The sequence below is a fragment of the Blastocatellia bacterium genome (assembly GCA_025054955.1).
In the GTDB taxonomy this organism is placed as follows: domain Bacteria; phylum Acidobacteriota; class Blastocatellia; order HR10; family J050; genus JANWZE01.
The window spans coordinates 15,815-40,289 of record JANWZE010000103.1; the positions used below are offsets into that span (position 1 = coordinate 15,815).

The 24,475-nt window shown below is 56.3% G+C and carries 23 protein-coding genes; all 23 read left to right on the plus strand.

Annotated elements, in window-relative coordinates; translation table 11 throughout:
• Nucleotides 1–218 precede the first annotated feature (218 nt).
• The gene (locus NZ823_13045; GenBank protein ID MCS6806050.1) at nt 219–1,211 is read left to right on the plus strand and encodes a GDP-L-fucose synthase; all 993 of its coding nucleotides are present in this window, start codon (nt 219–221) and stop codon (nt 1,209–1,211) included.
• 54 nt (nt 1,212–1,265) lie between these two features.
• Nucleotides 1,266–1,406: a hypothetical protein gene (locus tag NZ823_13050; protein ID MCS6806051.1), complete on the plus strand. Its 141-nt coding sequence runs from the start codon at nt 1,266–1,268 to the stop codon at nt 1,404–1,406.
• Between the two features lie 14 nt (nt 1,407–1,420).
• Nucleotides 1,421–2,422 (plus strand): glycosyltransferase family 2 protein, encoded by a 1,002-nt coding sequence (locus NZ823_13055; protein ID MCS6806052.1) that lies wholly within the window; start codon nt 1,421–1,423, stop codon nt 2,420–2,422.
• Nucleotides 2,423–2,876: 454 nt separating this feature from the next.
• The gene (locus tag NZ823_13060) at nt 2,877–4,040 is read left to right on the plus strand and encodes a glycosyltransferase family 4 protein (GenBank protein MCS6806053.1); all 1,164 of its coding nucleotides are present in this window, start codon (nt 2,877–2,879) and stop codon (nt 4,038–4,040) included.
• Nucleotides 4,033–4,860, plus strand: a complete 828-nt coding sequence (locus tag NZ823_13065; protein MCS6806054.1) for a hypothetical protein — start codon at nt 4,033–4,035, stop codon at nt 4,858–4,860. The genes NZ823_13060 and NZ823_13065 overlap by 8 nt, the downstream gene beginning before the upstream one ends.
• A 126-nt stretch (nt 4,861–4,986) precedes the next feature.
• Nucleotides 4,987–5,832 carry an FkbM family methyltransferase gene (locus tag NZ823_13070; protein ID MCS6806055.1) on the plus strand — a complete coding sequence of 282 codons (846 nt, stop codon included), beginning with the start codon at nt 4,987–4,989 and terminating at the stop codon, nt 5,830–5,832.
• A gap of 9 nt (nt 5,833–5,841) precedes the next feature.
• Nucleotides 5,842–6,921, plus strand: coding sequence for an NAD-dependent epimerase/dehydratase family protein (locus tag NZ823_13075; protein MCS6806056.1), 1,080 nt, complete (start codon nt 5,842–5,844; stop codon nt 6,919–6,921).
• Nucleotides 6,922–6,985: 64 nt separating this feature from the next.
• A complete protein-coding gene (locus NZ823_13080; GenBank protein ID MCS6806057.1) occupies nt 6,986–7,900 on the plus strand; it encodes a glycosyltransferase in 915 nt (304 codons plus the stop codon).
• 38 nt (nt 7,901–7,938) lie between these two features.
• A complete protein-coding gene (locus NZ823_13085) occupies nt 7,939–9,216 on the plus strand; it encodes a glycosyltransferase (protein ID MCS6806058.1) in 1,278 nt (425 codons plus the stop codon).
• A 157-nt stretch (nt 9,217–9,373) separates the two neighbouring features.
• Nucleotides 9,374–10,102: a glycosyltransferase family 2 protein gene (locus NZ823_13090; GenBank protein ID MCS6806059.1), complete on the plus strand. Its 729-nt coding sequence runs from the start codon at nt 9,374–9,376 to the stop codon at nt 10,100–10,102.
• On the plus strand, nt 10,099–10,458 hold the full coding sequence (locus tag NZ823_13095; protein MCS6806060.1) for a DUF2304 domain-containing protein: 360 nt from the start codon (nt 10,099–10,101) through the stop codon (nt 10,456–10,458). The genes NZ823_13090 and NZ823_13095 overlap by 4 nt, the downstream gene beginning before the upstream one ends.
• A 100-nt stretch (nt 10,459–10,558) precedes the next feature.
• Complete coding sequence (locus NZ823_13100) at nt 10,559–12,313, plus strand: hypothetical protein (GenBank protein ID MCS6806061.1); 1,755 nt, start codon at nt 10,559–10,561, stop codon at nt 12,311–12,313.
• Between the two features lie 22 nt (nt 12,314–12,335).
• Nucleotides 12,336–13,319 (plus strand): glycosyltransferase family 2 protein, encoded by a 984-nt coding sequence (locus tag NZ823_13105; GenBank protein MCS6806062.1) that lies wholly within the window; start codon nt 12,336–12,338, stop codon nt 13,317–13,319.
• Nucleotides 13,300–13,851: a GNAT family N-acetyltransferase gene (locus tag NZ823_13110; protein MCS6806063.1), complete on the plus strand. Its 552-nt coding sequence runs from the start codon at nt 13,300–13,302 to the stop codon at nt 13,849–13,851. The genes NZ823_13105 and NZ823_13110 overlap by 20 nt, the downstream gene beginning before the upstream one ends.
• Nucleotides 13,852–14,550: a WbqC family protein gene (locus tag NZ823_13115; protein ID MCS6806064.1), complete on the plus strand. Its 699-nt coding sequence runs from the start codon at nt 13,852–13,854 to the stop codon at nt 14,548–14,550.
• Nucleotides 14,547–15,692 (plus strand): dTDP-4-amino-4,6-dideoxygalactose transaminase, encoded by a 1,146-nt coding sequence (gene rffA, locus NZ823_13120; protein ID MCS6806065.1) that lies wholly within the window; start codon nt 14,547–14,549, stop codon nt 15,690–15,692. The genes NZ823_13115 and rffA overlap by 4 nt, the downstream gene beginning before the upstream one ends.
• A 708-nt stretch (nt 15,693–16,400) precedes the next feature.
• Nucleotides 16,401–17,774: a glycosyltransferase family 39 protein gene (locus NZ823_13125; GenBank protein ID MCS6806066.1), complete on the plus strand. Its 1,374-nt coding sequence runs from the start codon at nt 16,401–16,403 to the stop codon at nt 17,772–17,774.
• Nucleotides 17,774–18,724, plus strand: a complete 951-nt coding sequence (locus NZ823_13130) for a class I SAM-dependent methyltransferase (GenBank protein MCS6806067.1) — start codon at nt 17,774–17,776, stop codon at nt 18,722–18,724. The genes NZ823_13125 and NZ823_13130 overlap by 1 nt, the downstream gene beginning before the upstream one ends.
• On the plus strand, nt 18,721–19,614 hold the full coding sequence (locus NZ823_13135; GenBank protein MCS6806068.1) for an FkbM family methyltransferase: 894 nt from the start codon (nt 18,721–18,723) through the stop codon (nt 19,612–19,614). The genes NZ823_13130 and NZ823_13135 overlap by 4 nt, the downstream gene beginning before the upstream one ends.
• A gap of 10 nt (nt 19,615–19,624) precedes the next feature.
• Entirely contained in the window at nt 19,625–20,773 is a 1,149-nt protein-coding gene (locus tag NZ823_13140; protein MCS6806069.1) for a glycosyltransferase family 4 protein, read from the plus strand.
• 93 nt (nt 20,774–20,866) lie between these two features.
• Complete coding sequence (locus NZ823_13145; protein MCS6806070.1) at nt 20,867–21,709, plus strand: class I SAM-dependent methyltransferase; 843 nt, start codon at nt 20,867–20,869, stop codon at nt 21,707–21,709.
• Between the two features lie 776 nt (nt 21,710–22,485).
• Nucleotides 22,486–23,280: a class I SAM-dependent methyltransferase gene (locus NZ823_13150; GenBank protein MCS6806071.1), complete on the plus strand. Its 795-nt coding sequence runs from the start codon at nt 22,486–22,488 to the stop codon at nt 23,278–23,280.
• Between the two features lie 195 nt (nt 23,281–23,475).
• Nucleotides 23,476–24,471: a hypothetical protein gene (locus NZ823_13155; protein MCS6806072.1), complete on the plus strand. Its 996-nt coding sequence runs from the start codon at nt 23,476–23,478 to the stop codon at nt 24,469–24,471.
• Nucleotides 24,472–24,475 lie beyond the last annotated feature (4 nt).

Here is a 24,475-nt window from a genome sequence, read left to right on the forward strand (position 1 = left end):
CCGTGCACTTCAGTGGATGGGAAGGGGAGGAGCGCAACTCCACAAAGGTGTGCCGTCATGTCAGCGACGGGTGAAATGGCTGGTCAATCATCGCTGAGGCGACAAGGAAGGCGTGAGGATACGTCATTCACAGCGCTGAACCGCTGGGCTAAGATCAGACAGCCGCTCTGCGGCAGAAGATGGACAGACACACTTCAACGAATTTGGGACAGTGAACGATGACGCAGTCCGAGACATCCCTAACAAGTTCTTTTTGGCACGGCAAGCGCGTCCTGGTGACCGGCGCCAGCGGCTTTGTTGGTCGAAACCTCATGCCGTTGCTGGAGCAGACCGGTTGCCAAATCATCGCGCCGACGCATCAAGACTATGACCTGCTGGAGCAGGATCAAGTTCGCCGACTGCTGGCCGATACGCAACCGCACATCGTGTTTCATCTGGCCGGATTGATCGGCGGCATCCTGGCCAACAAGCGATACCCTGCCGACTTCTTTTATCAAAACCTGCTGATGAGCACGATGATGTTACACGAATCATGGAAAGTCGGCGTGGAGAAATTCATCACGTTGATCGGCGGTTGCAGCTATCCGGCGCGCGCGCCCAGCCCGATTGCCGAGACCGAGCTGTGGAACGGCTATCCGCAGCCGGAGAGCGCCCCCTATTCGCTCGCTAAGAGCATGAGCGTCTTGCAGGCTCAAGCCTATCGCCAGCAGCACGGCTTTAACGCCATCGTGCTGGTTCCCGGCAATCTCTATGGACCGCACGACAATTTCGATATGGAAAGTTCTCACGTCGTTCCGGGCTTGATCCGTCGGTTCTACGAAGCCCGCCGAAGCGGTCAGCCGGAAGTGATCGCGTGGGGCACCGGTCGGCCTGTGCGCGATTTCATCTTTGTTGGAGATGCCTGTGAGGCCATCATGCTCGCAGCGGAAAATTACAACGATGGTGAGATCATCAACCTCTCATCCGGCGTGCCGACCACGATCCGCGAGCTGGTAGAAACGATTGCCGAGCTGATTGGCTATCGGGGTCATGTTCGCTGGGATTCGTCCAAGCCGGATGGCCAGATGGTCAAACAGTTCGACGTGACGCGGATGCAGGAGTGGCTTGGCTATCATTGCCGAACGCCGTTGCGCGAAGGATTGAAGAAGACGATTGATTGGTTTGAAGCCAACTACGCTACTGCGCGGTTGAAAGTGAGTGTAGGCGAGTGACCGTGATCGGCGCGAGATGACTCGGTCTGCGGCATGCGCGGGATTGGCATTCGCATGAATCAAGGAATTGAGAGACGAATTTTCTGTGTGCACGGTCATATCAATACCGAGAAGATCAGACGGATCATGGCTGTGCCGGAGACGTATCGAAGCGTGGCAGCGTTTTTGGCGGGCGAGCTTGACGGGTCGCGTTAACCTGAGAAGGTGGCATGAGTGTGATACAGATCAGTGTGATCATTCCGACGCATAATCAGCCTGCCAAGCTGCAGGAGACGCTGGCCGGCCTCAGGCAACAGACCATGCCGCCCGCGAACTATGAGGTCATTGTTGTTGATGATGGCTCGGCGCCTCCCGTCGTCCTGCCGGAGAAGCTGGATGGTTTGCGTTGTGTCTTGCTCCGTTTGGAAGGGGTTGAGCGCTCAGCAGCGCGCAATCGAGGCGCGATGTTAGCTCAAGGCGAGCTGCTCATTTTTCTTGATGATGATATGCGGGTTTCAAGCGATTTCCTATCGGCGCATTGGCGAGCGCACCGGCAGTGGCCTGAGGCGCTGTTAGTCGGCAGCGTGCGGTTGCCGGATGAAGCCTTGAAGCATCCGTTTGGCCGGTTTCGTCAGCGCCTAGAACGGCAAGGAGCGCCGCGCCAGCGCGGGTTGACGGCCCAGGCCAATTTTTGTACTGCTGCCAATATGGCCATTTCGCGCTCTCGGTTTGAGGCATTGGGCGGATTCAATCCTGCGCTCCACAGTAGCGAAGACCAGGACTTTGCGCTGCGCCATACGGCCGGTGGCGGTCAGATCGTCTATGTCCCCGAAGCCGACGCCGTTCATCGTGACGATGCGCTGGATATTCGCCGCTACTGCCGTCGCGTCGAGTGGGGCATGCAAGAGATGCTGCCCTTTTGCCACCGCTATCCGAACTGGCCGGACAATGTTCAGCGCGAGCGCGTCAATGGTCCGGTGCGCTGGGGACGCGAGCCAGTTTGGCACAGCGCGCGCAAGCTGATCAAAGCCATGCTCTCGCGCTGGCCGATGATCGAAGGTCTCTTCGCCGTGACCTGGCTCCTTGAACGGTCGCGGCCTGAAAGTCATTTTCTGGATAGGATGTACCGCGTGTTGCTTGGCGTTCACCTCTTTCGCGGGTATCGAAAGGGGCTGAAACGGTATGGCGTCGGGCCTGCCCCGCCGCCCCGGTTCGCTCAAACAGTCGAATAGAGGCAACGCGAGACCAGGGAATCGCCCATGAGCTCCGCGCTCGTCGCACACAATGAAGAGGACTCACACGCAGACACGGAGGGCACGGAGAGGCTCTCAGTTGGCCGGTCTTTGTGTTCTTAGTGGCTCGGTGAGGAAATGATTTTCACAGGAATCGCCCATGAGCTGCGCGCTCGTCGCACACAATGAAGAGGACTCACACGGAGACACGGAGGGCATGGAGAGGCTCTCAGTTGGCCGGTCTTTGTGTTCTTAGTGGCTCGGTGAGGAAATGACTTTCACAGGAATCGCCCATGAGCTCCACGCTCGCTACGAATGATGAAAATACTCTTTCGTGAGGTTCGTGTGTTTCGTGGGCTATGTTCAAGGGAGGCCAAGCATCTCAGCGTCATTTTTGTCTTGTTGTCTTGCATAGCGCGCTCTGCACGCGAGCGACGGTTTGATAGCCAGTCCAATGCAACGGGTACTCCATTTTGCTCAGGATAGCGACACCAGCGGGTTTTTCCCGCAACTGGCGCGGTGGCATGACCGCCGTCGTTATCGCATGTACTTCGGGACGCTCAACCCGATGGCGCCTTGGTTGCGGGATGAGATGGAGTCGCAAGGCGTTCACTGCTTCAGTTGCGATGCTCGGCGCCGCGTCCAGTATCCGTTCGCTCTGCTGCGGCTGGCGCGGTTCTTGCGTCGCGAGCGGATTGATATTTTGCATACGCATCTGTTTGAGCCGTCGGTGATCGGTTTGCTGGCCGGGACGCTGGCGGGCACGAACTTGCGCATCATGACGCGCCACTACTCGGATTACCACACGCGCATCAATAAGCGATGGCACGTGCGATTGGATCAGATGTGCACGCGGCTGAGCCACAAGGTGATTGCCGTCTCGCAGCACACGGCGGATCACATGCTGGCTGGAGAACAAGCGCCGCCTGAAAAGCTGCATGTCGTTTTGAACGGCATTGACTTCGCTCGCGTCAGGCTTTCGGACAATTATGACCGCGACAGATGGAGGCAGGAGTTTGTCGAGGAAGGAACGCATTTGCTGTTGATCGCCGCGCGGTTGCACCCGGAGAAAGGCTACGAATACCTCTTCGAGGCAATGGCAAAGTTGAAGCATCGCTTCAACGGGAAGATCAAGCTATTGGTGGCCGGCAAAGGCGCGCTGCTGGAGCATTATCAGCGGATGGTTTGTTCGCTTCAGTGCGATGATGTAGTGACTTTTCTTGGTTTCAGAAAAGACCTACCTGATGTGATGGCGGCGGTTGATCTGTTTGTGTTGCCGAGCGTCGCTGAGGCTTTTGGGCTGGTGTTGGCCGAGGCGCTATATCTGGGCACGCCGGTGGTGGCCACGCGCGTTGGCGGCATACCTGAGATTGTGGACGATGGCGTAGATGGTGTGCTCGTGCCGCCGGCGGACAGTGAGGCGCTGGCCGATGCCATCGCGGAGCTGCTCAATGATCCGGCGCGTCGGCGGCAGATGGCCGGCGCTGGCCGTCACAAGGTCGTCAGCCGATTTCAATTCAACCAGATGGTGCGCGCATACGAAGCCATTTACGCACGGCTTATCACGACAGGTCGTGACGTCGAGCTAGAACACGTCGGCGATCATCTTCATGGGTAACACGCCGGATTTGTGGGAGCGCGTCACTCTCATGACTTCAAGCCGGGAGCTGGCTGTGCTGGTGCTTTCGTGCGATGCATTCGCCGACGCTTGGACTCCATTCTTCAACATGTATTTCACTTATTGGCCTGATTGTCCCTACACCATTTATCTTTGCAGCGAGACGGTGGACTACGAGCATCCGCGAGTAAAAACAATCAAGCCGGGACGTCAGCTTCAATGGTCGGCGCGTCTGCAATGGGCCTTAGCGCAGATAAGCGAGGAGTACCTGATTTTTCTGCTTGAAGATTACATTTTCTTGAAGCCTGTCAGCACTGAGCGGATCGAATATCACCTCGACGTGCTCAAAAAGACTCGTTCATGTTACCTGCGATTGTTTCCTTGTCCTGGCCCGGATGAGCCATTGGCGGGGTATCCGGGCATCGGCGTCATCAGAGCGGGCAGCCCGTATCGCAATTGTACGCAAGCCGCCATCTGGAAGAAGGATGCGCTACTGGCCATCCTTGACCCGAATGAAAGCGTTTGGGATTTTGAACTGATTGGCGTCAAGCGCGCCGAGCAATTAGACGGCATGTTCCTGTGCGTTGAAATTGATGAAAAAGGCGACCCACTGGAAGAAGGCGATTATCCGATCACTTATTTCTGCACGGGTATCAATCGCGGCAAATGGCGACGCGAAGCCGTCAAGATCATTCGCCGGCACGGCTTCGATGTAGATTTAACAAGACGCGCGCAAGAAACGCGCCGAGAGATGTACATGCGGATGTTGTGGCGCCAATATTGCAAGCTGCGGCGAATCTCACCGATTACCTATACATGAGTGGTTTGTTGAAAGCGAGCGTCTGCTCAGCTTGTGTTGTTCAATTTGCCTGCGTGGCTGCCTCGTAGCCGTAGATTGAGTTGAAAGCGAGCGTCAGATCAGCTTGCTTTGTCCGATGGTGCAGTGATGACAGCATCTCTGCGTCTGTTGCGGTTGGCCAAACCGGTCGTTGAACGGTTTCCACGTTTGGCTGCCGCGTATCGTTTGTGGCGCGACAGCCGGTTTGTGCCTGAACAGGCGCGGATGACGCCGTTAGGCTTCAAATTTAGCGGCAATCCGGCGATGGAGCAGGGCCTTCACGAGCCTGAAGAAGTGCAACTGGTCAGAGAGTACCTTGGCGAGGCTGATGTGTTTGTGAACATCGGCGCCAATATCGGCTACTACTGCTGCCTGGCTCTGAGTCTGGGCAAGCACACGATTGCGTTCGAGCCGATTGAGATGAATTTGCGGTATCTGTACGCCAACGTTCAGGCGAATGGCTGGGAGGATAATATCGAGGTGTTTCCTCTGGCGCTGAGTAATAAGACAGGCTTGACCTACTGCTATGGGGGTGGCACTGGCGCGTCGCTCATTGCCGGGTGGGCCGGCACAACGAATCGCGTGCGGCGCGTCGTGCCGGTTTCCACGCTCGATTGTGTGTTAGGAAATAGGCTCGCCGGACAGCGATGTTTCTTCCTGGTTGACATCGAAGGCGCAGAGAAATTCATGCTGGAAGGCGCAGTGAATCATCTGCGGATGAAGCCACCGGCAATTTGGATGGTCGAAATCTCGATCAACGAGCATCAACCGGCGGGCTTGAGCATCAATCCGCATCTGCTGGCCACATTCCGGATGTTTTGGCAAAACGGCTACAAGGCTCGAACGGCCACGAGAGAGTTCGTTGAAGTTCGAGAAGAAGATATTGTGGCCATCGCCGAGAGCGGACGTGATAGCTTGCACACGCATAATTTTCTTTTTCTTCCAAACCGCTAGGGAGCGTGAATGTCTGTCGCCATCGTCACAGGCTCATCAGGGTTGATCGGCAGCGAGACGGTCGGCTTCTTGCACGACCAGGGAATGACCGTCGTCGGACTGGACAATGACATGCGCGCTTATTTTTTCGGCCCTGAGGCTTCGACCAGTTGGAATACCGAGCGGTTGAAGCGATTGTACCGACGCTTCATCCACACAGACCTGGATGTCCGCGATCAGGACGGCGTCTTCCGTTTGTTCACTCAATATGGTCACGATGTGACGTTGGTCGTCCATACGGCGGCGCAGCCAAGCCACGATTGGGCAGCCCGCGAGCCGTTCACCGACTTCACCATCAACGCCAACGGCACGCTCAACCTGCTGGAGGCTACGCGCCGATTTTGCCCGGACGCCACGTTTATTTTCACTTCGACCAATAAAGTCTATGGCGACACACCGAACCGGCTCCCGTTGATTGAGCACGAGACGCGCTGGGAACTCTCACCTGAGCATCCTTATGCCGAGCACGGCATAGACGAGAGCATGACGATAGATCACTCGATGCACAGCTTGTTTGGCGCCAGCAAAGTCGCTGCTGACGTCTTGACGCAGGAATACGGTCGCTATTTCGGCCTCAAGACAGGCATCTTTCGCGGCGGATGTTTGACCGGACCGCTGCATGCCGGCGCTGAGCTGCATGGTTTTCTGGCCTACCTGGTCAAATGCGCCGTCACCGGCACGCCCTATACGATCTATGGCTACAAGGGCAAGCAGGTGCGCGACAATATCCATTCATTTGATCTGGTCAATGCGTTCTGGCACTTTTTCCAACATCCACAAGAGGCAGCCGTGTATAACATCGGCGGCTCACGCTTCAGCCACTGCTCGGTTTTGGAAGCCATTGAGCTGGTGCAGCAGATGTGCGGACGGGAAGTTCACTACACGCTCTCGGACCAAGCGCGCGCGGGCGATCATATCTGGTGGATCAGCGACGTGCGCAAGTTTCAACGCAATTATCCTCAGTGGACTTATCAGTATGATTTGAAGCGCATCCTGCAGGAGTTGATTGACCATGTGAGCCAGCGAGTCGCCGATGGCGTTCCTTTGTAATCTGTTTCGTTGGCCGCCGTGCGCACGAGAGCGAATACGTTGATCCGATTGAGTCAGTCAAAAGATGCCCACGCCTGAGCCACAGGTTTCGGTTGTTATCCCAACTTATAATTGCGCTGCGTATCTCGGCGAGGCAGTGGAAAGCGTGTTAGCTCAGACCTACCGTGATTTCGAGGTGGTGGTCATTGATGACGGCTCGACCGATGAGACAGAAGCGATGATGCGCCGGTATGGGCCGCCGGTGCGATATTTTCGCCAACCGAATCGGGGCGTCGCCCTGGCGCGCAATCATGGCATTGAGCAGAGTCGTGGCCGTTATGTTGCGTTCCTGGATGCCGACGATACCTGGATGCCACAGAAGCTGGAACGACAATTGGTAGCGCTGGCCGGGCAGCCGGCGTATCGAGCCTGCTATTCAGCATTCGTCACCATGACATCTGACCGGCGCCCGCTCGGCGTCAGGCGCAGTCAGCGGCGCGGTTCAGTGTGGCACGACCTGCTGCTTTACGGAAATCTGATCGGCACGCCCAGCACCGTGCTGTGTGAACGTTCATTGGCGCTGGCCGCAGGGGGCTTCGATCCGTTGCTCAGTTTAGGCGCTGATTGGGATATGTGGATTCGGCTGGGTGCGCTGACAGAGTTTCTCTATGTGGATGAGCCGCTGGTCTGGTATCGGGAGCATGGCGCGAACATGAGTCGAGACGCGGCATTGCTGGAGCGCGATAGTCTGCGTGTGCTCCAGAAGGGATTTGCCATGGCTGCGCTGCCGGAATCACTTCGGATGCAGCGCCGCGCGGCCTTTGCTCGCAATTATATGGTGCTGGCCGGAACGTATTTTCACGCGCGACGCTATGGGGATTTCTTGCGGTGTGCCGCGCGCGCGGTGGCGTTGGATGTGAAACAGGCGAGCTACTTGGCCGCGTTTCCGCTCCGATGGCTGTCTCGCCGGCGAAGTCACCTCGGCAGTGAAATCGGTTAGCCGACTGGCGGACAAGAGAAGTCGAATGGAGCAAGCTTGTGAAGAGTGTGGCTGCACCTAAGGTTCTCTACATTGTCTACTGGGGCGCTGCCGAACCGCTCGGTCAGTCGCTTGTGCTGCCGGCAGTGAGGCGATTGGCAGCGTTGGGCGCAGAGCTGACGCTGGTGACATTCGAGAAACCGGCCGATGCCGCCAATCGTGACGAAATGACCCGCATTCGCCGGCTGCTTCAGCAAAGCGGCGTGCGCTGGGTGCCGCTCCGGTATCATAAGCGTCCGAAGTGGCCGGCCACAGCCGTTGACGTAACTCACGGATGGATGCGCGCCATTCTTGAACGGATGCGCAATCGGCCTGAGATCATTCATGCGCGCACGTTCATTGGCGGGCTGATTGGACTGGCTCTTGCGCCGGTCATCGGCGCCAAACTCGTATATCACAACGAAGGATTTTATCCCGATGAGCAGGTGGACGGCGGCGTGTGGAGAGCTAATTCCATGCCGCACCGTTTGGCAAAATTCTTGGAGCAGCGAATGTATGCCCGCGCCGATGGCATCATCGCTATGTCGCGCCGAGGCAAGCAAGTCATTGAGTGTTTGCCCGCGGTCGCACGCAATCGCACGCCGGTGATCGTCGTGCCCAGTTGCGTAGATTTGGAACGCTTCCGATGGAATGGGTCAAGAGCGGTCGTTGCGCGCGACTCGCTCCGATTGATTTACATCGGCAGCGTTGGCGCACGCTACCTCCTGGACAAAATCGGACGCTTTGCTGCCGTCGTGTTTCGGGATGTGTTGCCGGGGCATTTACGGATTCTGACCAAGGCCGACGGGGAGCTAGTTCGTTCCATGCTTGCAGCCGGTGGTTTATCGGCTGAGCAATGGTCGGTCGGGAGCGTTCCGCATGCGGCGATGCCTGAACAACTGGCCGGGCAGCACGCCGGGCTGTTCTTTCTGGCTCAAGGGCTGAGCGAGCACGGTTGCTCGCCCACCAAGATCGGAGAATACTGGGCAATGGGGTTGCCGGTGATTACCACGCCGAATGTCAGCGACACCGATCAGATCATTGCCCATCGGCGCGTGGGTGTGATTGTGCATGAGCATACGGATGCAGCCTATCGGCGAGCTGGCCACGCGCTTCTCTCATTGTTGAATGATCCTGAGTTGCCCGAGCGTTGCCGTCAAGCGGCTGAAGCGCATTACGCGCTGGAGCCAGCGTGTCAACGCCAGATGGAGCTATATGACCACCTCCTTTCTCGATCCGCTACGAGTCATAAGCGAGAATGGCGGATTGAGAATGGCGGATTGAGGATCGAGGATTGATCGAGGATCGAGGCTTGAGAGTTGATCGAGACTTGAGAGCTGGTTGAGGCTTGATTGAAGCATGAGGGCTAATTGAGGCTTGATTGAAGCATGAGGGCTGTTTGAGGATCGCCTCACGAATCACGAATCACGGATCACGAACACGAACCGCGAACCAATGACCTCATCCGTTCATCGCGTGCTGGTCGCTATTCCGGCGTACAACGAGCAGGCCACGATTGGCGCTGTGGTGCGTCGTGTGCAAGAGGCGTTGCCGGAGTTTGATCTGCTTGTCGTGAATGATGGCTCGCAGGATCAGACTGAGGCGATCGTGCGAAGTCTTGGTGTAGACACGGCGACTCATTTGTGTAATCTCGGTTATGGCCGCGCCGTTCAAACGGCTATCAAGCATGCGCTGCGGAACGGCTATGACACGTTGATCACGCTGGATGCCGACGGGCAGCATCGGCCTGAACAGATTCGCCGCATGTTTGAGGCATTCGTCAATGACGGCTGGGATTATCTGGTCGGCTCGCGGTATGTTCAGGCGCATGATTACCGGGGCGCGCCGCTGGGACGCCGCGTGGGTATGCAGTTGTTTTCGTGGCTCACCAAACTCTTTGTGGGACAGCGCATCTACGATACGACGTCAGGGTTGAAGATCATGCGTCGCACAGTGTTTGAGCCGCTGACTGAGTGGCACTTTGTGGATTTTCATGCCGAAGCCATTGTCTATTTGTGGCGGCTTGGATTTCGTATTGGCGAGTATCCAATCACCGTAGATGAGCGCCAGCACGGTCAATCCATGTATTCACTGGTCAGTCATGTCGCTTATCCGTTGAAAACGTCTACGATGATCTTGTTAGGAACGATTCAAGCTGACCTGACGCGGAGGAAACAACGATGACGCTTCATGGTATTGTGATGATTAACCTGATGGCCGCTGTGCTCGTGCTGTGGGTATTAAACCTGGTGCGACGCGGACGGCTCTATGTTGGTTACGGTGTTCTGTTCATTGTCGTGTCGGTCTCTACAGCCGTAATTGTCTCTGTGCCTGAGCTGCTCATGTTGGTGACGCGGCTGGTCGGCGCCGTCTATCCCGTCTCGGCGTTAACGCTGCTGGCATTTGGCTTCATTGCTTTCATGTTTGTTTACATTTTGACGCAACTGACGATTGTGTCGAATCGGTTGGCGACGGTGGTGCAGGAATTAGCGTTGCGGCAGGCCAACGAGCAAGCCGAGACAGTGAATCGGTCACAATAAGCTGTGGAGACTGGTTCAGACGAATGACACCTGTACTTGAGCTGGGGTGCGTGCCGCGAGCGGATGATCCGCTCATCGCGCTTGATGGTGTGAGCTTGCTGTGATGTTTGCTAGAGGGCGTGTGCCGCGAGCGGATTATCCGATCATCACGGTGCTGACACTGGTGGCGATCTACCACCTGACGTTGTTAGATCGAGGCACATGGTCATGGCCGGACGAGCACCTTTACACCGATGCGCTGAACGCTGTCGCTCATGCTCTGAACCTGGACGTGGCCGGATTTTGCAAATCGCTGACCGGTTTCGGCGCGCGACCGGCAGAAGCGACGTTGCGGCTCGCGCCGGCGGCCATTCAAACCTTGTTCGACAAGTTATGGGGCGTCTCGCCGTTCAATCCGCAATCGTTGCGCATTGCCGCCGCGCCAAACATCCTCGTCTCATTTTTGCTGGGGCTGGTCTTTTACAAGCTTGCGTTGTTGTTTTACGAGGGCGAGCGCTGGACGGCTACATGGGCCACGAGCGTTTATGCGTTGCTGGTCAGCAGCAATGTCTATATTCGGCACGTCGTGCCGTACGACACGGCGCTGCTATTTGGGTTGCTCGCGTTATATTGGTTGTTGAACAGCCGGATGAGCGAAACCTCGTTGAACAAGAAGCGGTGGGTCATGGCTGGGCTTTTATCCGGCGTGAGTCTGCTCGCGTATCCGGTGGTGTTCTTGTTGTATCGTCCTGCGGGGTTGGCGGCAGCGACCTTCTGTTTGATCTGTCTGATTGGTTCGCTGCGGATGATGGCTGGTGATGGTGTTGCATCAGAGAATCGGCGATGGATCATCACGGGTTTGCTGGCCGGTTTCGGGCTTGCTCTCTATCCGGCTTACTATGCGTTTCCGGGCGCGTTATTGGCGATCATTGTGTTGGGGAAAACGGAGCCGCCCTACATTGGGTTTTCGTGGGCGCGGCTGCGGGCGGGCGCGTTGTATGGATGGTCTGTGTTGTGCGTGGTCTTCTTTTATGAAGTGGTGGCGCGGCTGGGCGGCGAGTCGTATCTGGGATGCGCGTACCGGTTGTCCAGGACGATTACGCAGGGAAGTTTTGAGGAAGCTTATGTGTTCCTTCCGCGGTTCTTCGTTGAGGTCGAGCGAGCCATTGGCGTGCTGTTGCTGGTGCTGGCGCTCGCCTATTTTGTCACGCTGCTCTGGCGGTTGGGCAAGCGCGTACCATTGTCTTGGTCGCAGGCGGCGTTGGCGCTCTGCTGCATGGTGCTGACCGGCGTTTATCTGGTCTATGCCACGCAGTCGGTCTTTCTCCAGAAGATGGTGTTCACCGGACGGTACATTCACTTCTACATTCCATTCGTGGTGTGGGCGGCGATTGCTGCCTTGAGACAAATTCCTATGACGCGCTGGCGACGCTTGGCGTATGCAGGTACAGTCCTCGTCTCCGTGTATTCCTTCATCGGGTTCGTGCGGGAGTATCGCGAGCTGGCCTACCCGATCAACGTGCTCTACGATCACGGCATTCGTTGGGAAGATGTCGTGGAGGAGAACAAGGTGTATGAAACGAGCGTCATCCCCGGTTGGGCTTACACGCTGCCGGCCAAGGGATTTTGCGGTCAAGCCAATTATGTGACAGAGAAGCATGAGAGGCGTTACTTGCTTGTGAACTTCGGTCACTTCGATATGGCAGGCGGGTTTGCGCCTTATCATCCGCCAAGCGATGCGCAATTGATTTACAAGAAACGGCACTTTCTGGTTTTCTCGGCTTCTCGTTTTGAGGGCTACACTCTGACTCGACGCCGCGATATGAAGGAAAGGGATTATCACGTGAGGATATACAAGCTTCCTGATGCCCCGTGATAGGCTGGAGGTCAGGCACGATATGGTCTCTTCAATTTCGGTCGTCATACCGGTTTACAACAGCGAGTTGACGCTCGCGCCGCTGGTCGCCCGTTTGGAACCGGTGTTGGCCAGGGAGGCGAGGGCATTCGAAATCATTCTGGTCAATGATGGAAGCCACGATCAGAGCTGGAATGTCATCCGCGAGTTGGCCGTGCAACATGCGTGTGTTCGTGGGATCAATCTGATGCGCAATTACGGGCAGCATAATGCGCTGCTTTGTGGCATCAGGCAAGCGAAGTACGGGGTGATCGTCACGATGGATGATGATTTGCAGCATCCGCCGGAGGAAATCCCGAAATTGTTGGAGAAGATGGCTGAAGGGTATGACGTGGTCTACGGTGTGCCTAGGAAGTTGCCTCATTCATTTGCACGCAATCTGCTTTCGAAGCTTTCCAAGCGCGTATTGTCTTGGACAATGGGCGTCAAGAGCCTGCGTGACATCAATGCCTTTCGCGCCATCCGAACGGAGTTACGTCGGGCGTTTTCCAATTACCAGAGTCCGCAATTGCTACTGGATGTGCTGCTGTCGTGGGGGACAACGCGGTTTGGCGTCGTTGTGGTTGACCATTGCCCGCGACAGCTCGGCAAATCCAACTATACGTTACGCAAGCTTGTTAATCAGTTATTGCTCATACTGACGGGCTTTAGCACAGCGCCGTTGCGACTAGCCAGTTTAGTGGGGCTCACATTTACATGCTTTGGAGTGGGTGTCTTAATCTATGTCATCGCACGGTATCTGCTCCAAGGCAGTATACCGGGGTTTCCTTTTCTAGCCTCGATCATTGCGATTTTCTCCGGCGCGCAATTGTTTGCTCTTGGCATTATCGGGGAGTATCTGGCTCGGATGTTCAACCGTAGCATGGAACGTCCGGCCTATGTGATAAGCGAGATGGTCGAGCCAACTGGCCAGGTGGATAGAAGTCTGGCATTCCAGCAAGCGAGGCATGCTGAAACTTCGATCTGACGTCACCGTCGTGCCTGTAAGCCTGGAGCACGCGCCGAATATGTTTCGGTGGATGTGCGATCCGGTTATTCGGAAGAACCTTGGATTGCGGAGCGAACCGTCACTGGAGAGAACTGAGACATGGATCAAGAATGCGCTGCAAGACCCAACGGTGCATCCTTTGGCAGCTTTGCTCAATGACCAACATGTCGGCAATGTCGTTTTGGATCGCATTGATGCTTATCTGGCGAGCGCCCGGTTATCTGTTTACATCGGCGAGCCATCCGCTCGGGGCGCAGGCGTTGGCTTGACCGCCATCTATCGCGCTTTGGTAGAGGGCTTTGAGAGCCTTTGCTTACATAAGGTCTGGTTGACGGTGCATTGCCAGAACTATGCGGCCATCAATGCTTATGTGAAGCTTGGCTTCACGTTAGAAGGGATTCTGCGAGACGAATTCTGGCTCGATGGCCGGCGCGTCAATGCTTGGTACATGGGGTTGCTCCATGACGATTTCAAACGGCTTGTCGTCGAAGTTGAGAAAGGCAATGGGTGAATGAACTGCGTCATTCTGCAACCATCATATATCCCGTGGCGTGGCTATTTTCACCAGATTTACAAGGCGGACGTGTTCGTGTTTTACGACGACGTTCAGTACGATAAGCACGGCTGGCGAAATCGCAATCGCATCAAGACCTCCAGCGGCACTCGGTGGCTCACCATACCGGTCTTGAGCAAGGGCGTTATGGAACAACGCATTCCGATCAACCAGGTGCGAATTAACCCACATGAAAATTGGGGCAAGAAGCACTTCAGAAGTCTCAGACAAAACTATGGCAAGGCTCCGTACTTTGACCGCTACGCGCCGCTGCTGGAGGAATTCTACGCTCGTCCTACCGTGTGGCTCGCCGACCTCACCATTGAACTAACGATAGCCTTGGCGCGCGAGTTGGGAATTACGCGCACTCAATTTCTGCGCTCATCCAGTCTGCGTGTCTCAGGAAGCAAGACAGAACGGCTGGTCGAGATTTTGACAATGCTCGGCGCGACTCATTACATCTCAGGTCCATCGGCTAAGAATTACCTGGAGGAAGAAAAACTCGCTGCCGCTGGGATCAGTCTGGAGTACATGATTTATGATTATCCTGAATATGAGCAACTTTATCCCCCGTTCGACCCGCACGTCTCTATCGTAGACCTTCTGTTTATGACGGGGCCGGATGCTGCAAAGTACATCTGGGACGTCGGCGCATGAGCATTGATATTCCATTCAATCGCGTCACACTCGTTGGCACCGAGTATGCTTATATCTCGGACGCCATCAGGCGGTGGCACGTCTCCGGTGATGGACACTTTACCCAGGAATGTCACCGGCTCCTGGAGCACTGGCTCGGTGTGAAAAAGGCGTTGTTGACAACTTCCTGCACACACGCACTTGAGATGGCGGCGATGTTGTTGAACATCCAGCCCGGCGATGAGGTCATCGTTCCATCATTCACATTCGTCTCCACGGTCAATGCCTTTGTGTTGCGCGGCGCGCGGCCTGTCTTTATTGACGTGCGTCCCGATACGCTCAACCTGGACGAGACGCAGCTCGATCGTCTCATCACACGCCGCACCAAGGCTATTGTGGTCGTGCACTACGCCGGCGTCGGCTGCGAGATGGATAGGATTATGGAAGTCGCCAACCGCCACGGTGTCGCCGTCGTCGAAGATAATGCGCACGGATTATTCGGCAAGTATAAGGGCAGATACCTGGGCACGTTCGGTTGTTTGGCGACACAAAGTTTTCATGAGACGAAAAATTTCACGTGCGGCGAAGGCGGCGCGCTGCTGATCAATGACTCACAGTACATCGAACGAGCCGAGATCATTCGCGAAAAAGGCACGAACCGTAGCCGATTCTTTCGCGGCCAAGTAGACAAATATACCTGGGTGGACATCGGATCCAGCTATCTGCCCTCAGACATTCTGGCCGCGTTCCTTTACGCCCAGTTGGAGGCGCGTGATCAGATTCAGGCCAACCGGCGACGAATCTGGGAATTTTACTACGAGCATCTTCAGGGATGGGCAAAAGATCACCGTGTACGACTGCCTATTGTGCCAGTGCATTGTGAACAGCCCTATCACATGTTTTACTTGCTCATGCCGTCACTAGAGAAACGTCAGGCGCTGATCAACCATCTGAAAGCTCGTGGCATTCAAAGCGTGTTCCACTATCTACCGCTGCATCTATCTCAGATGGGGAGAGCGTTTGGTGGGCAACCAGGCGATTGTCCGGTGACGGAACGCGTGAGCGATTGCTTGCTCCGGCTGCCGTTCTACAATTCATTGACGGAATCGGAACAAACAAGGGTGGTGACCGCGATTAAGGAATTTGATTGGCCCTCATACTAATCATCTGGAGAAAGGCCATGTGTGAGCCAGAAACCAGGGGTCAGGAGCCAAAAGTCAGAAGCCAGGATCAGGGGCTAGAAGTCAGAGGCCAGAAGCCAGGAGTCAGGGGCGTAATACCAACCGTCTGGAGAAAGATCGTGTTTGACAAAGCGACGCGGAGCGCAGCAGGAGAACCCCTCAAGCAGCCGTCTCCGATTTTCTGCGCGCCTGTGGGATTATGCACGCTACGCTCGTCTTTGCTGAGCCGTGCAAGCGGCGCCTGCGAAGGTAGCCAGGCGCGCCAGGTTTGGAGAGATGAAGTTTGGGATGTGGCCGCGTAAGCGGCGCCTGCGAAGGTAGCCAGACGTGCAACGTCTGGAACCGCAGACCGAAGAATCGTGGCGCGTTGGAGACGCGCCAGAGCCGCGCGCTTGTGGCCGGTGATCGGAGAGCATGAACGAAGCCGAGGAGAGAACGGCTGGCGCCCCGTCAGGGCGCGTGGGATTGCGGATGACGCCCACCCAGACGTTGCACGTCTGGCTACCCGCTGGCGGCTGCTGCCGCCCAACTCAATGTCGAGTGAAGATTGCGGATCGCTGCTCAGTCAGTTTGTGTCTTGGCATTGCTTTTCGGCTCCATGAACGTGGTCTTTCCCTTGGCAATTGGCATAAGTTGACAATTGGCTCGTAGGCTGATTATGGACATTTCAGTTCCTCGGAGGCTGCTTTAATGTTCAATCAATCCATCACTGTGCGCATGGGGCTCCTGCTTCTACTGATTATCGCCGTCGAAGCCTTTGTCCTTTTGCACGTGCTGGGCCTTGGATATGTGAAGTTAGAGCACCATGATCATCAGGTCTATGAGCGACTCGCTATAAACATGATGGAACATTCGACGTTTTCGATGGACCACGCGCCGCCCTTGAGGCCAACAATCTTCCGACCACCGGGGTATCCGGCTTTTATTGCGTTGGTCTACACGCTCTTTGGCAGAAGCGTCATGGCCGTCAGGGTTGCTCAATTCGTGTTATTGTGGTTGACAGCTTGGCTTCTCTACATGCTGGGCACCCGGTTTGTAGACCGACACAGCGCAACCGTCGCGGCGCTGCTTTGCGCGACATATCCGCCCTTCGTGTTCATGGCGACGCTTTATTCCACGACGCCGCTTTTGCTCTTTCTCGTTGTTCTCATCATCCTGGCTGTCGCACTCCTGACAAGCCAGGCAAGCCCACGTCTGCTCTATTTCTTATTGGTCGGCCTTGCGATTGGAGCCTTGGCGTTAGTGCGCCCTGGCTTTGAAGTGCTGGCGGCGCCACTTAGCGGGGTCATCCTCTTTGGAAAGGCTCAACCCACCATCAAGCGACGGATTTTTTCAGCGACGGCGCTCATTATCGGCTGCGGTCTTATGATAGGACCGTGGATCATCAGGAACAACCTGGTCTCGGAGCATCAGTCTGGACTGCGGCTGATGGTCGCTGGCTGGGGCCTTTATACATCTGCCTTACAATATAGAGGCGACATCAGCTACCGCATGCTCAAGCCAGAGTGGGACCTGTTAATCGCTGATTTTAACCGCCGCAACCAAGAAGCAGCAGAGGCGATGCCCGATCGCTTCAGCGCCGACGGCAAGCTCCAGAATCCTTATGCGCAAGCCCAACGCGAATTATGGGTCGAACGCAGCTACATCCACGACTCGCTCCAAATATTCAACACCCTGACGTGGCGCCATATCCTGCCCGATTTTGTTCACCGCGTCTTTTGGTTGTGGAGCACATCAGATGTTTCACCCTGGCAAACGGGGGCATTTCACCGGTTCGTTCAAGGCTATCACGTGGTGTTGGCCGCTCTTGTGCTGTGGGGATGCTATTTGTGCCGGTCTGTCATCTTTCAGCATACATTGCTTTGGGTGGTGGCCGTTTACCAAATGCTCCTTCACTTGGTGTTTCACGTGGAGGCGCGTTATAGCCTGGAAGCCCGATTGTTTCTGCTGATCTATGCCGGCGTTGGGTTGAGCTATTTGATTTCGCGGCTGCGCCAAAAGAGCGTTACAGGCCAGGCGGCCTCGCTCGACAGCGCGACGCTCCCTCGTGGCGAGGTGCATTGATGAAGCCCGTTTCTGCGCCGACAAGAGAAAATGTCGAGCCTGAGACCTCGGCGGCTGCCGAGCACAACATGCGCTGCCCGGCCTGCCAGGCGCATCGGAGCGTCCGCTTCGGCTGCAAAAACCAGCACGCGCTTTGGCGCTGCCTGGCTTGCGGCACGGTGTTTATCAATGCGGTGACGAATCACCGCGACTTAAGCGAACTGTATGAGCACTACTATGACGGCGCGCGGTTTGAGATTCCGCCAGTTGTGGCACGCTCGCTGGAGCGATTGGTCATGTCGTGTGACTCATGGCGTCAGACCGGTCGTTGGCTCGATGTTGGCTACGGTGAAGGTGGGTTGTTGACCATTGCTCAGCAACATGGCTGGCAGTGTTACGGGACAGAAATCTCTCCGCCGGCGCTGGCCTATGGCCAAGAGCGTGGTTGGATCGTCGCTGCTGATGCTGAGCGCGACGCGCGCTTTCCCACCGGCGGGTTTGATGTGGTCACCATGATTGAATTGTTAGAACACGTGCCGGCGCCAGACCGGTTCTTACAAGCTGCCGCGCGTTGGTTACGGCCGGGCGGCCTGTTATACATCACGACGCCGAACGCACGGAGTCTGAATCGTTGGGTGTTGGGTTTGGACTGGAGCGTCTTTGCTCCGCCCGAACACATCACGATCTGGACGGCGCGAGGGCTTATTGCGGCGCTGACCCGCAATGGTTTTGTGCCGTATCGCCTTCGCAGCGAAGGTCTCAATCCGGCTGAGTGGTTGGCTCGCTGGCGACGCCGAGCGGGCTCAGCCGTTGCCGTCAATCGCAATCAGGCAGCCTTTGCGTTGAACGAGGCGCTGTCCCGTAGCGCGGCGCGGCGGGCGCTCAAGTCGAGCATCAATCATTGTCTTAGTTGGATGAACATCGGAGATGCGCTCAAGGTATGGGCGCGACGTGAAAGTCCTGACCGATGAAACGCGCGTTAAAAAAGCTGCGGCTGGTGCAACCGTTCAACTACGTAGCGACGTCAGCCGTTCGTGGCGTGCTGCGAGCGACGGGCTGGCACTCTGAGTTTATCATTAAGCATCTGCATCGGGCGGGAACGGTCAAATGCCGGCTTCCCAATGGTCGCATGCTCACTTTGTGGTCGCGCGCTGATGATTGGGTCTCGAATCAAGTTTACTGGCGCGGCTGGACCGGATATGAGCCGGAGACGGCGCCGCTGTTTTTCCGCGCGGCAACGCGGGCGCGCGTGACGATGGATGTCGGCGCTTACGTCGGGTTCTACACCTTGCTGGCTGCGCACGCCAATCCATGCGGGCAGGTGTACGCATTTGAGCCGTTGCCGCAGCCCTTTGAGCGGCTTTGCCGCAACGTCTCGTTAAATCGGTTGTCCAATGTACACTGCGTCAACAGCGCCGCTGGCGAAGTTGATGACGTGGCCGAGCTGTTCTACGCGGCGACAACGATGCCGACGAACTCCAGTCTGTCAGCCCAGTTCGTGCAAGGCGCTCCGCAGGTCTGCTCGCGTCGCGTTCCCATCATTCGACTGGATAGCTTCGTTCAGACCAACGGGATTGACTGTGTTGATCTGATCAAAGTGGATACAGAAAGCAGTGAGCCAAGCGTGTTGCGCGGCGCAATCGAGGCGCTGCGGCGCCATCATCCGATGATCTTTTGCGAAGTCTTACCAGGATGCGGCACGGAAGCGCCATTGGAGCAAATCCTGCGACCATTGGGGTATCGGTATTACCTGTTGACGCCGGACGGGCCGGTGTGGCACCAGTACATCGAAGGCCATCCGCAATGGTTGAACTATTTGTTCACGACGCTGACGCCTGAGGCGGTGGCAGGGTTGCGATGAGATTGCTCGATTGAATGGTTCACGACGATTCATTCTCGGCGTGATGGTTCATAGCAGTTCAATATCAGTTTGCGCGCTCGTGCCCTATCCGTTGAACACGGTTCCGGGGCAGCGCTTTCGGATTGAGCAATGGCAGCCGTATCTGGAAAAGGAAGGCATCTTGGTAGACTTCTTTCCATTTGCCGATGCTCGATTGATGCAGTGGTTGTACCAGCCGGGTCAATGGGTGAAGAAGGCTGCAGGGCTAACGGCAGCGTTCGCTCGTCGCATCCGGCAACTGCCCGCTGCACGTCGTTATGACGTGATTTTGATTTACCGAGCAATCTGGTTGTTTGGTCCGGCTGCATTGGAACGTGTCGCGTCAGTGTTGAACCGACCCATCATTTTTGATTTTGACGATGCAATCTACCTGCTGCACACAACAGAGGCCAACCGGTGGTTTGGCTGGCTGAAGTTTCCACGAAAAACGGACGCCATCTGTCGGCTCAGTGATCATGTTGTCGTTGGCAACACGTTTCTGGCTGACTATGCGCGCCGGCATAATCCTTCGGTAACGGTGATTCCGAGCAGCGTGGATACCGAGCGATTTCGACCGGTTGACAGAGCCAGCACGAGCCATCATGTGGTGATTGGGTGGACGGGCAGTTCAACCTCGCAGACTTACCTGGAGCAATTTGCTCCAGTGTTGCGCCAGTTGGTCGTGCGTCGTCAGGTTGAGATTCGGGTTCATTCGGATCGGCCGCCAGTTTTAGACGGAGTACCGGTGAGTTGGCGGCCTTGGTCACCTGAGACGGAAGCTGACGAGATCGCTCAGTTCGATATTGGCATCATGCCGATGCCCGATGAGTTGTGGGCCTATGGCAAATGCGCTATGAAAGCGCTGCTGTATATGGCGTGCGCTGTGCCTACAATTGCTCAAGCCATTGGCGCCAATTGCGAGGTCATTCAGCATGGTGAAAACGGCTTTCTTGCCTCCACGCCGGAAGCATGGCTGGCCTACCTGGAGGCGTTGATAGACAATCCGGCGCTCAGAAAAAAATTAGGAGCATCTGGTCGCCGAACGGTTGAGCAACGCTACTCAATGCAGCAGTGTGCGACACTCTTTGCGCGAGTGGTTAGAGAGGCAGTGAGCCGCCACTGGACCACTCATCATTCATGATGCCTCATCTCAAACGACGCATACAAACGGATGGACAAGCAATCTAATCCTAAGCGCATCATCCTGGCACAAGCGTCGGCGGGCTCGTCTGATATGTCAAGGAACATTGATCTTCAAACTGTTTCGGGCTTCGGCTACCAATGGTCTCGCTTCACCCATGCTGAATTGGACCCGGAGGAAAAGCAGCGGGCTTTTATGGACTACTTTCGGATATTTCCCTGGCATCTTCTGCCAAGCGATGGCGGAGTTGGCGCAGACATCGGGTGTGGTAATGGACGCTGGTCAACGCTTGTGGCTCCTCGCGTGTCCCACCTCCACATGGTGGAAGCCAGCGCTCACGCGCTGCAAATAGCCAAGCAGAACCTGTCTCATCATCCCAATGTCAGCTTCCACTGCGCGACCATTGATGACTTACCTTTCCCAGAGCAGTCATTGGATTTTGCCTTTGCGCTCGGCGTTTTACATCATGTGCCGGACCCGCAACGAGCGGTCGCCGCCATTGCCCGGAAACTCAAACCAGGCGCACCCTTTCTGGCTTATGTTTACTACGCCTTGGACAATCGTCCAATGTGGTTTCGCCTGCTCTGGAAGCTAAGCGACATTGCACGTCGCTGCATTTGCCGGCTTCCGAACGGCCTGCGGTATTATGTCAGTCAGCTCATCGCTGCCGTCATCTACTGGCCCTTGGCCAGAGTCGGACGAATTCTGGAAAAGGTTCAGTGCTTACCGGATGCTTGGCCGCTGGCCTATTATCGGGATAAATCTTTTTACGTGATGCGGACGGACGCCTTGGATCGCTTTGGTACCCGGCTTGAGAAACGGTTCACACGGCGCCAGATTCAGGCCATGCTGGAATCGGCTGGCTTTACCGATGTGAGCTTCTCTGAGCATCAACCTTACTGGTATGTCGTGGGGATTAGATCGAGTGTGGGTTAAACATCGTGTAGACGACCTGTCGTTTTTCTCCGATTTATGGCTGTTCTCATTTGCGGCCGCGGTCAGTGCCCACGCGAAGTTAATCCACCCGTGCTCGATCCTATATATGGTAGGTGAACAACGAGAGGCCGCGGACGCGGCCAAGAGGAGCTAGTGGACCGATGCCCGCGGTCGTAATAGGGTGGGGCAACAGCGAGAGGCCGCGGACGCGGCCAAGAGAAGGTAGCCAGATGTGAAACGTCTGGAACAGCCGATCAAACCAGAGTGGCGCGTTGGAGACGCGCCAAAGAGAAGGTAGTGGAGTGATGTCCCCGGTCGGGATATGGTGGGGCAACAACGGGAGGCCGCGGAAGTGGCCAAGAGAAGGTAGCCAGACGTGAAACGTCTGGAACGGCGGTTCAAACAAGGATGGCGCGTTGGAGACGCGCCGAGACATGGGTCTTCACGGCGAGTGGTTCAACTGCATGAATGAGCCAATGGGAGAACTTCTGGCGCCTCTCCAAGGCGCCCTGGGAATTGGGGGATGATGTTGGACCCAGACGTTTCACGTCTGGCTACCCTCTGGCGGCGTCTAACGACGCCGTTTCCCAAGATCGCTCCGCTGAAAATCGCTGGGAGCGCACGCTTCCAGCGTGCCGGAGCAGGCAAGATGCGGGCGCTCGCAAGTTTTCATCCTTCATGGCGTGCGCGGAGCATAAGGGCGATTCCCCTGAAAATAAACATTTTCATGCTTCGTGGCGTGCGCGGCGCATAAAGGCGATTCTTGAGAGGTTGTCATGAGCAACATCGAATCGCAAAAACAACAAGCCATCGAGTTACACTCAGCGCAGGCTGATATGTTTGCCGCGCGATACGCTGAAGCGGCGCAGGATGTCTACAAAGATTGTTTTTTGTATAGTCGTCATCGGCTCGACGCGCTGCTGCGGCGTTACTTGCCTGAGCGCGGCGATGGACTGCGCCTGCTCGATGTGGGCTGTGGCACAGGGCATCATCTGGCACGGCTTCGACAACGCGGATATGAGATAGCCGGCATAGATGGCTCTGAGGAAATGTTGCGATATGCCCGCATGAACAATCCGGGCGCGGATCTTCGGTTGGCTGACGTTGACCGGCTGCCATTCCCTGATGGCTGCTTTGATCTGATTCTCTGCATTGAGGTGCTTCGCTACCTACCCGATGCCTCCGGCTGCATTGGGGAAATGGCACGAGTCTTGAAGCCGGGCGGCATCTGCTTGGTAACAGCCGCGCCGCGCTTCAGCTTGAATGCTTACTGGGTGGTCAATCGAGTTGTCCAGCTTATCCCTGTAGGGAACCTGGTGCGACTCAAACAATTCTTCACCACGTCCGTGCAGTTGCGCCGCCAATTCCTTGAGGCCGGCTTCCAAACGGTCAACGTGCATGGCGTCTATCTGGGACCGATCAATTGGGTGCAGCGATTGGCGCCGAGGTTGTTGCCGCGGCTGCTCAGGGCGTGGGAGCCACATGATGCAACGTTGGCTGATCACGCGCTGTGGCGCGAGTTCTCCAACATGTTTTTGGTACACGCAGTTCGTGGCGAGCGCGGAGCATAAGGGCGATTCCTGTGAAAATCATTTCCTCACGGAGACACTAAGAACACAAAGACCGGCCAACTGAGCCTCTCCGTGCCCTCCGTGTCTCTGTGTGAGTCCTCTTTATTGTGTGCGGCGAGCGCGGAGCATAAGGGCGATTCGTTGGAAGTCCATTTGGTGACGTGAAGCATGCGAACAGGTATGGAGTCGAGTCGCATGATCACACTTGAGCGCGGCGTCTTCACCATCAGCCTTGACCTAGAACTGATCTGGGGCACGCTGGATTTGTTCGGGCCTGAACGGTTCCGTCGCGCTTGCCTCATCGAGCGAGAGATTGTCATTGACCGGTTGCTCGAGCTGTTTGCGCAGTACAAGATTGCTGCCACCTGGTGTATCGTTGGGCATCTGTTTCTGGATCGTTGCCGCGCCGACAACGGCGTCAAGCATCCGGAAATTGTTCCACCGCAGCATCGCTGGTCTCGTGATTGGTTCGCCCATGACCCGTGCAGCGACGAAGCGCGTGACCCAATTTTCTATGGCCGTCGCTTGGTGGAGAAGATTCGCGCCTGTCCGGTCGTTCAGGAGATTGGGTGTCACTCGTTTTCTCACGTCATTTTCGATGATGCCGGCTGTTCTCCGGCAACCGCCGAAAGCGAGGTGGCCGCTTGTGTGCAACTGGCCGCTCAGTTGGGCATTCAGATGCGCTCATTTGTCTTCCCGCGCGATCGGGTCGGCTATCTGGACGTGCTGGCCAAGCATGGGTTCACCTGTTATCGCGGTCCGGAACCGCACTGGTATAACAGGGAGAGGATACCGGGGCCGGTGAAACGACTTGGTCACCTGTGGACTTTTCTGACAGCAGCGCAACCGCCGGTGGTGCTGCCTGAACGAGCCGCATCGGGGCTTTGGAATATCCCAGCCTCGATGATGTATTTCCCGATGCACGGGCTACGACGCTACCTGCCGCTCCGATTGCGCGTTGGACGCGCCATTAAGGGACTGAATGCAGCAGCTCGGCAACGTCGTGTTTTCCACCTCTGGTTTCATCCGACGAATATGGCTGACCAGTTGGAAAAAATGTTTGAAGGGTTACGCCACATTCTCGAACACGCCGATCAGCTCAGGTCGCGCCATGAGCTAGAGGTCTTGCCCATGCGCGCGCTGGCCGAGTATTCGGCGTCCACGTCGGTCGCAACTGACGCGGCCCTGTGAGGCA

Excerpts from the sequence above, each read along its gene's own strand:
- NZ823_13105 (MCS6806062.1), top strand. The coding sequence starts at position 12,336 with ATGGTCTCTTCAATTTCGGTCGTCATACCGGTTTACAACAGCGAGTTG.
- NZ823_13050 (MCS6806051.1), top strand. The coding sequence starts at position 1,266 with ATGAATCAAGGAATTGAGAGACGAATTTTCTGTGTGCACGGTCATATC.
- rffA (MCS6806065.1), top strand. The coding sequence starts at position 14,547 with ATGAGCATTGATATTCCATTCAATCGCGTCACACTCGTTGGCACCGAG.
- NZ823_13065 (MCS6806054.1), top strand. The coding sequence starts at position 4,033 with ATGGGTAACACGCCGGATTTGTGGGAGCGCGTCACTCTCATGACTTCA.
- NZ823_13095 (MCS6806060.1), top strand. The coding sequence starts at position 10,099 with ATGACGCTTCATGGTATTGTGATGATTAACCTGATGGCCGCTGTGCTC.
- NZ823_13045 (MCS6806050.1), top strand. The coding sequence starts at position 219 with ATGACGCAGTCCGAGACATCCCTAACAAGTTCTTTTTGGCACGGCAAG.
- NZ823_13055 (MCS6806052.1), top strand. The coding sequence starts at position 1,421 with ATGAGTGTGATACAGATCAGTGTGATCATTCCGACGCATAATCAGCCT.
- NZ823_13075 (MCS6806056.1), top strand. The coding sequence starts at position 5,842 with ATGTCTGTCGCCATCGTCACAGGCTCATCAGGGTTGATCGGCAGCGAG.
- NZ823_13150 (MCS6806071.1), top strand. The coding sequence starts at position 22,486 with ATGAGCAACATCGAATCGCAAAAACAACAAGCCATCGAGTTACACTCA.
- NZ823_13060 (MCS6806053.1), top strand. The coding sequence starts at position 2,877 with ATGCAACGGGTACTCCATTTTGCTCAGGATAGCGACACCAGCGGGTTT.
- NZ823_13135 (MCS6806068.1), top strand. The coding sequence starts at position 18,721 with ATGAAACGCGCGTTAAAAAAGCTGCGGCTGGTGCAACCGTTCAACTAC.
- NZ823_13080 (MCS6806057.1), top strand. The coding sequence starts at position 6,986 with ATGCCCACGCCTGAGCCACAGGTTTCGGTTGTTATCCCAACTTATAAT.
- NZ823_13145 (MCS6806070.1), top strand. The coding sequence starts at position 20,867 with ATGTCAAGGAACATTGATCTTCAAACTGTTTCGGGCTTCGGCTACCAA.
- NZ823_13110 (MCS6806063.1), top strand. The coding sequence starts at position 13,300 with ATGCTGAAACTTCGATCTGACGTCACCGTCGTGCCTGTAAGCCTGGAG.
- NZ823_13130 (MCS6806067.1), top strand. The coding sequence starts at position 17,774 with ATGAAGCCCGTTTCTGCGCCGACAAGAGAAAATGTCGAGCCTGAGACC.
- NZ823_13070 (MCS6806055.1), top strand. The coding sequence starts at position 4,987 with ATGACAGCATCTCTGCGTCTGTTGCGGTTGGCCAAACCGGTCGTTGAA.
- NZ823_13155 (MCS6806072.1), top strand. The coding sequence starts at position 23,476 with ATGATCACACTTGAGCGCGGCGTCTTCACCATCAGCCTTGACCTAGAA.
- NZ823_13115 (MCS6806064.1), top strand. The coding sequence starts at position 13,852 with ATGAACTGCGTCATTCTGCAACCATCATATATCCCGTGGCGTGGCTAT.
- NZ823_13090 (MCS6806059.1), top strand. The coding sequence starts at position 9,374 with ATGACCTCATCCGTTCATCGCGTGCTGGTCGCTATTCCGGCGTACAAC.
- NZ823_13125 (MCS6806066.1), top strand. The coding sequence starts at position 16,401 with ATGTTCAATCAATCCATCACTGTGCGCATGGGGCTCCTGCTTCTACTG.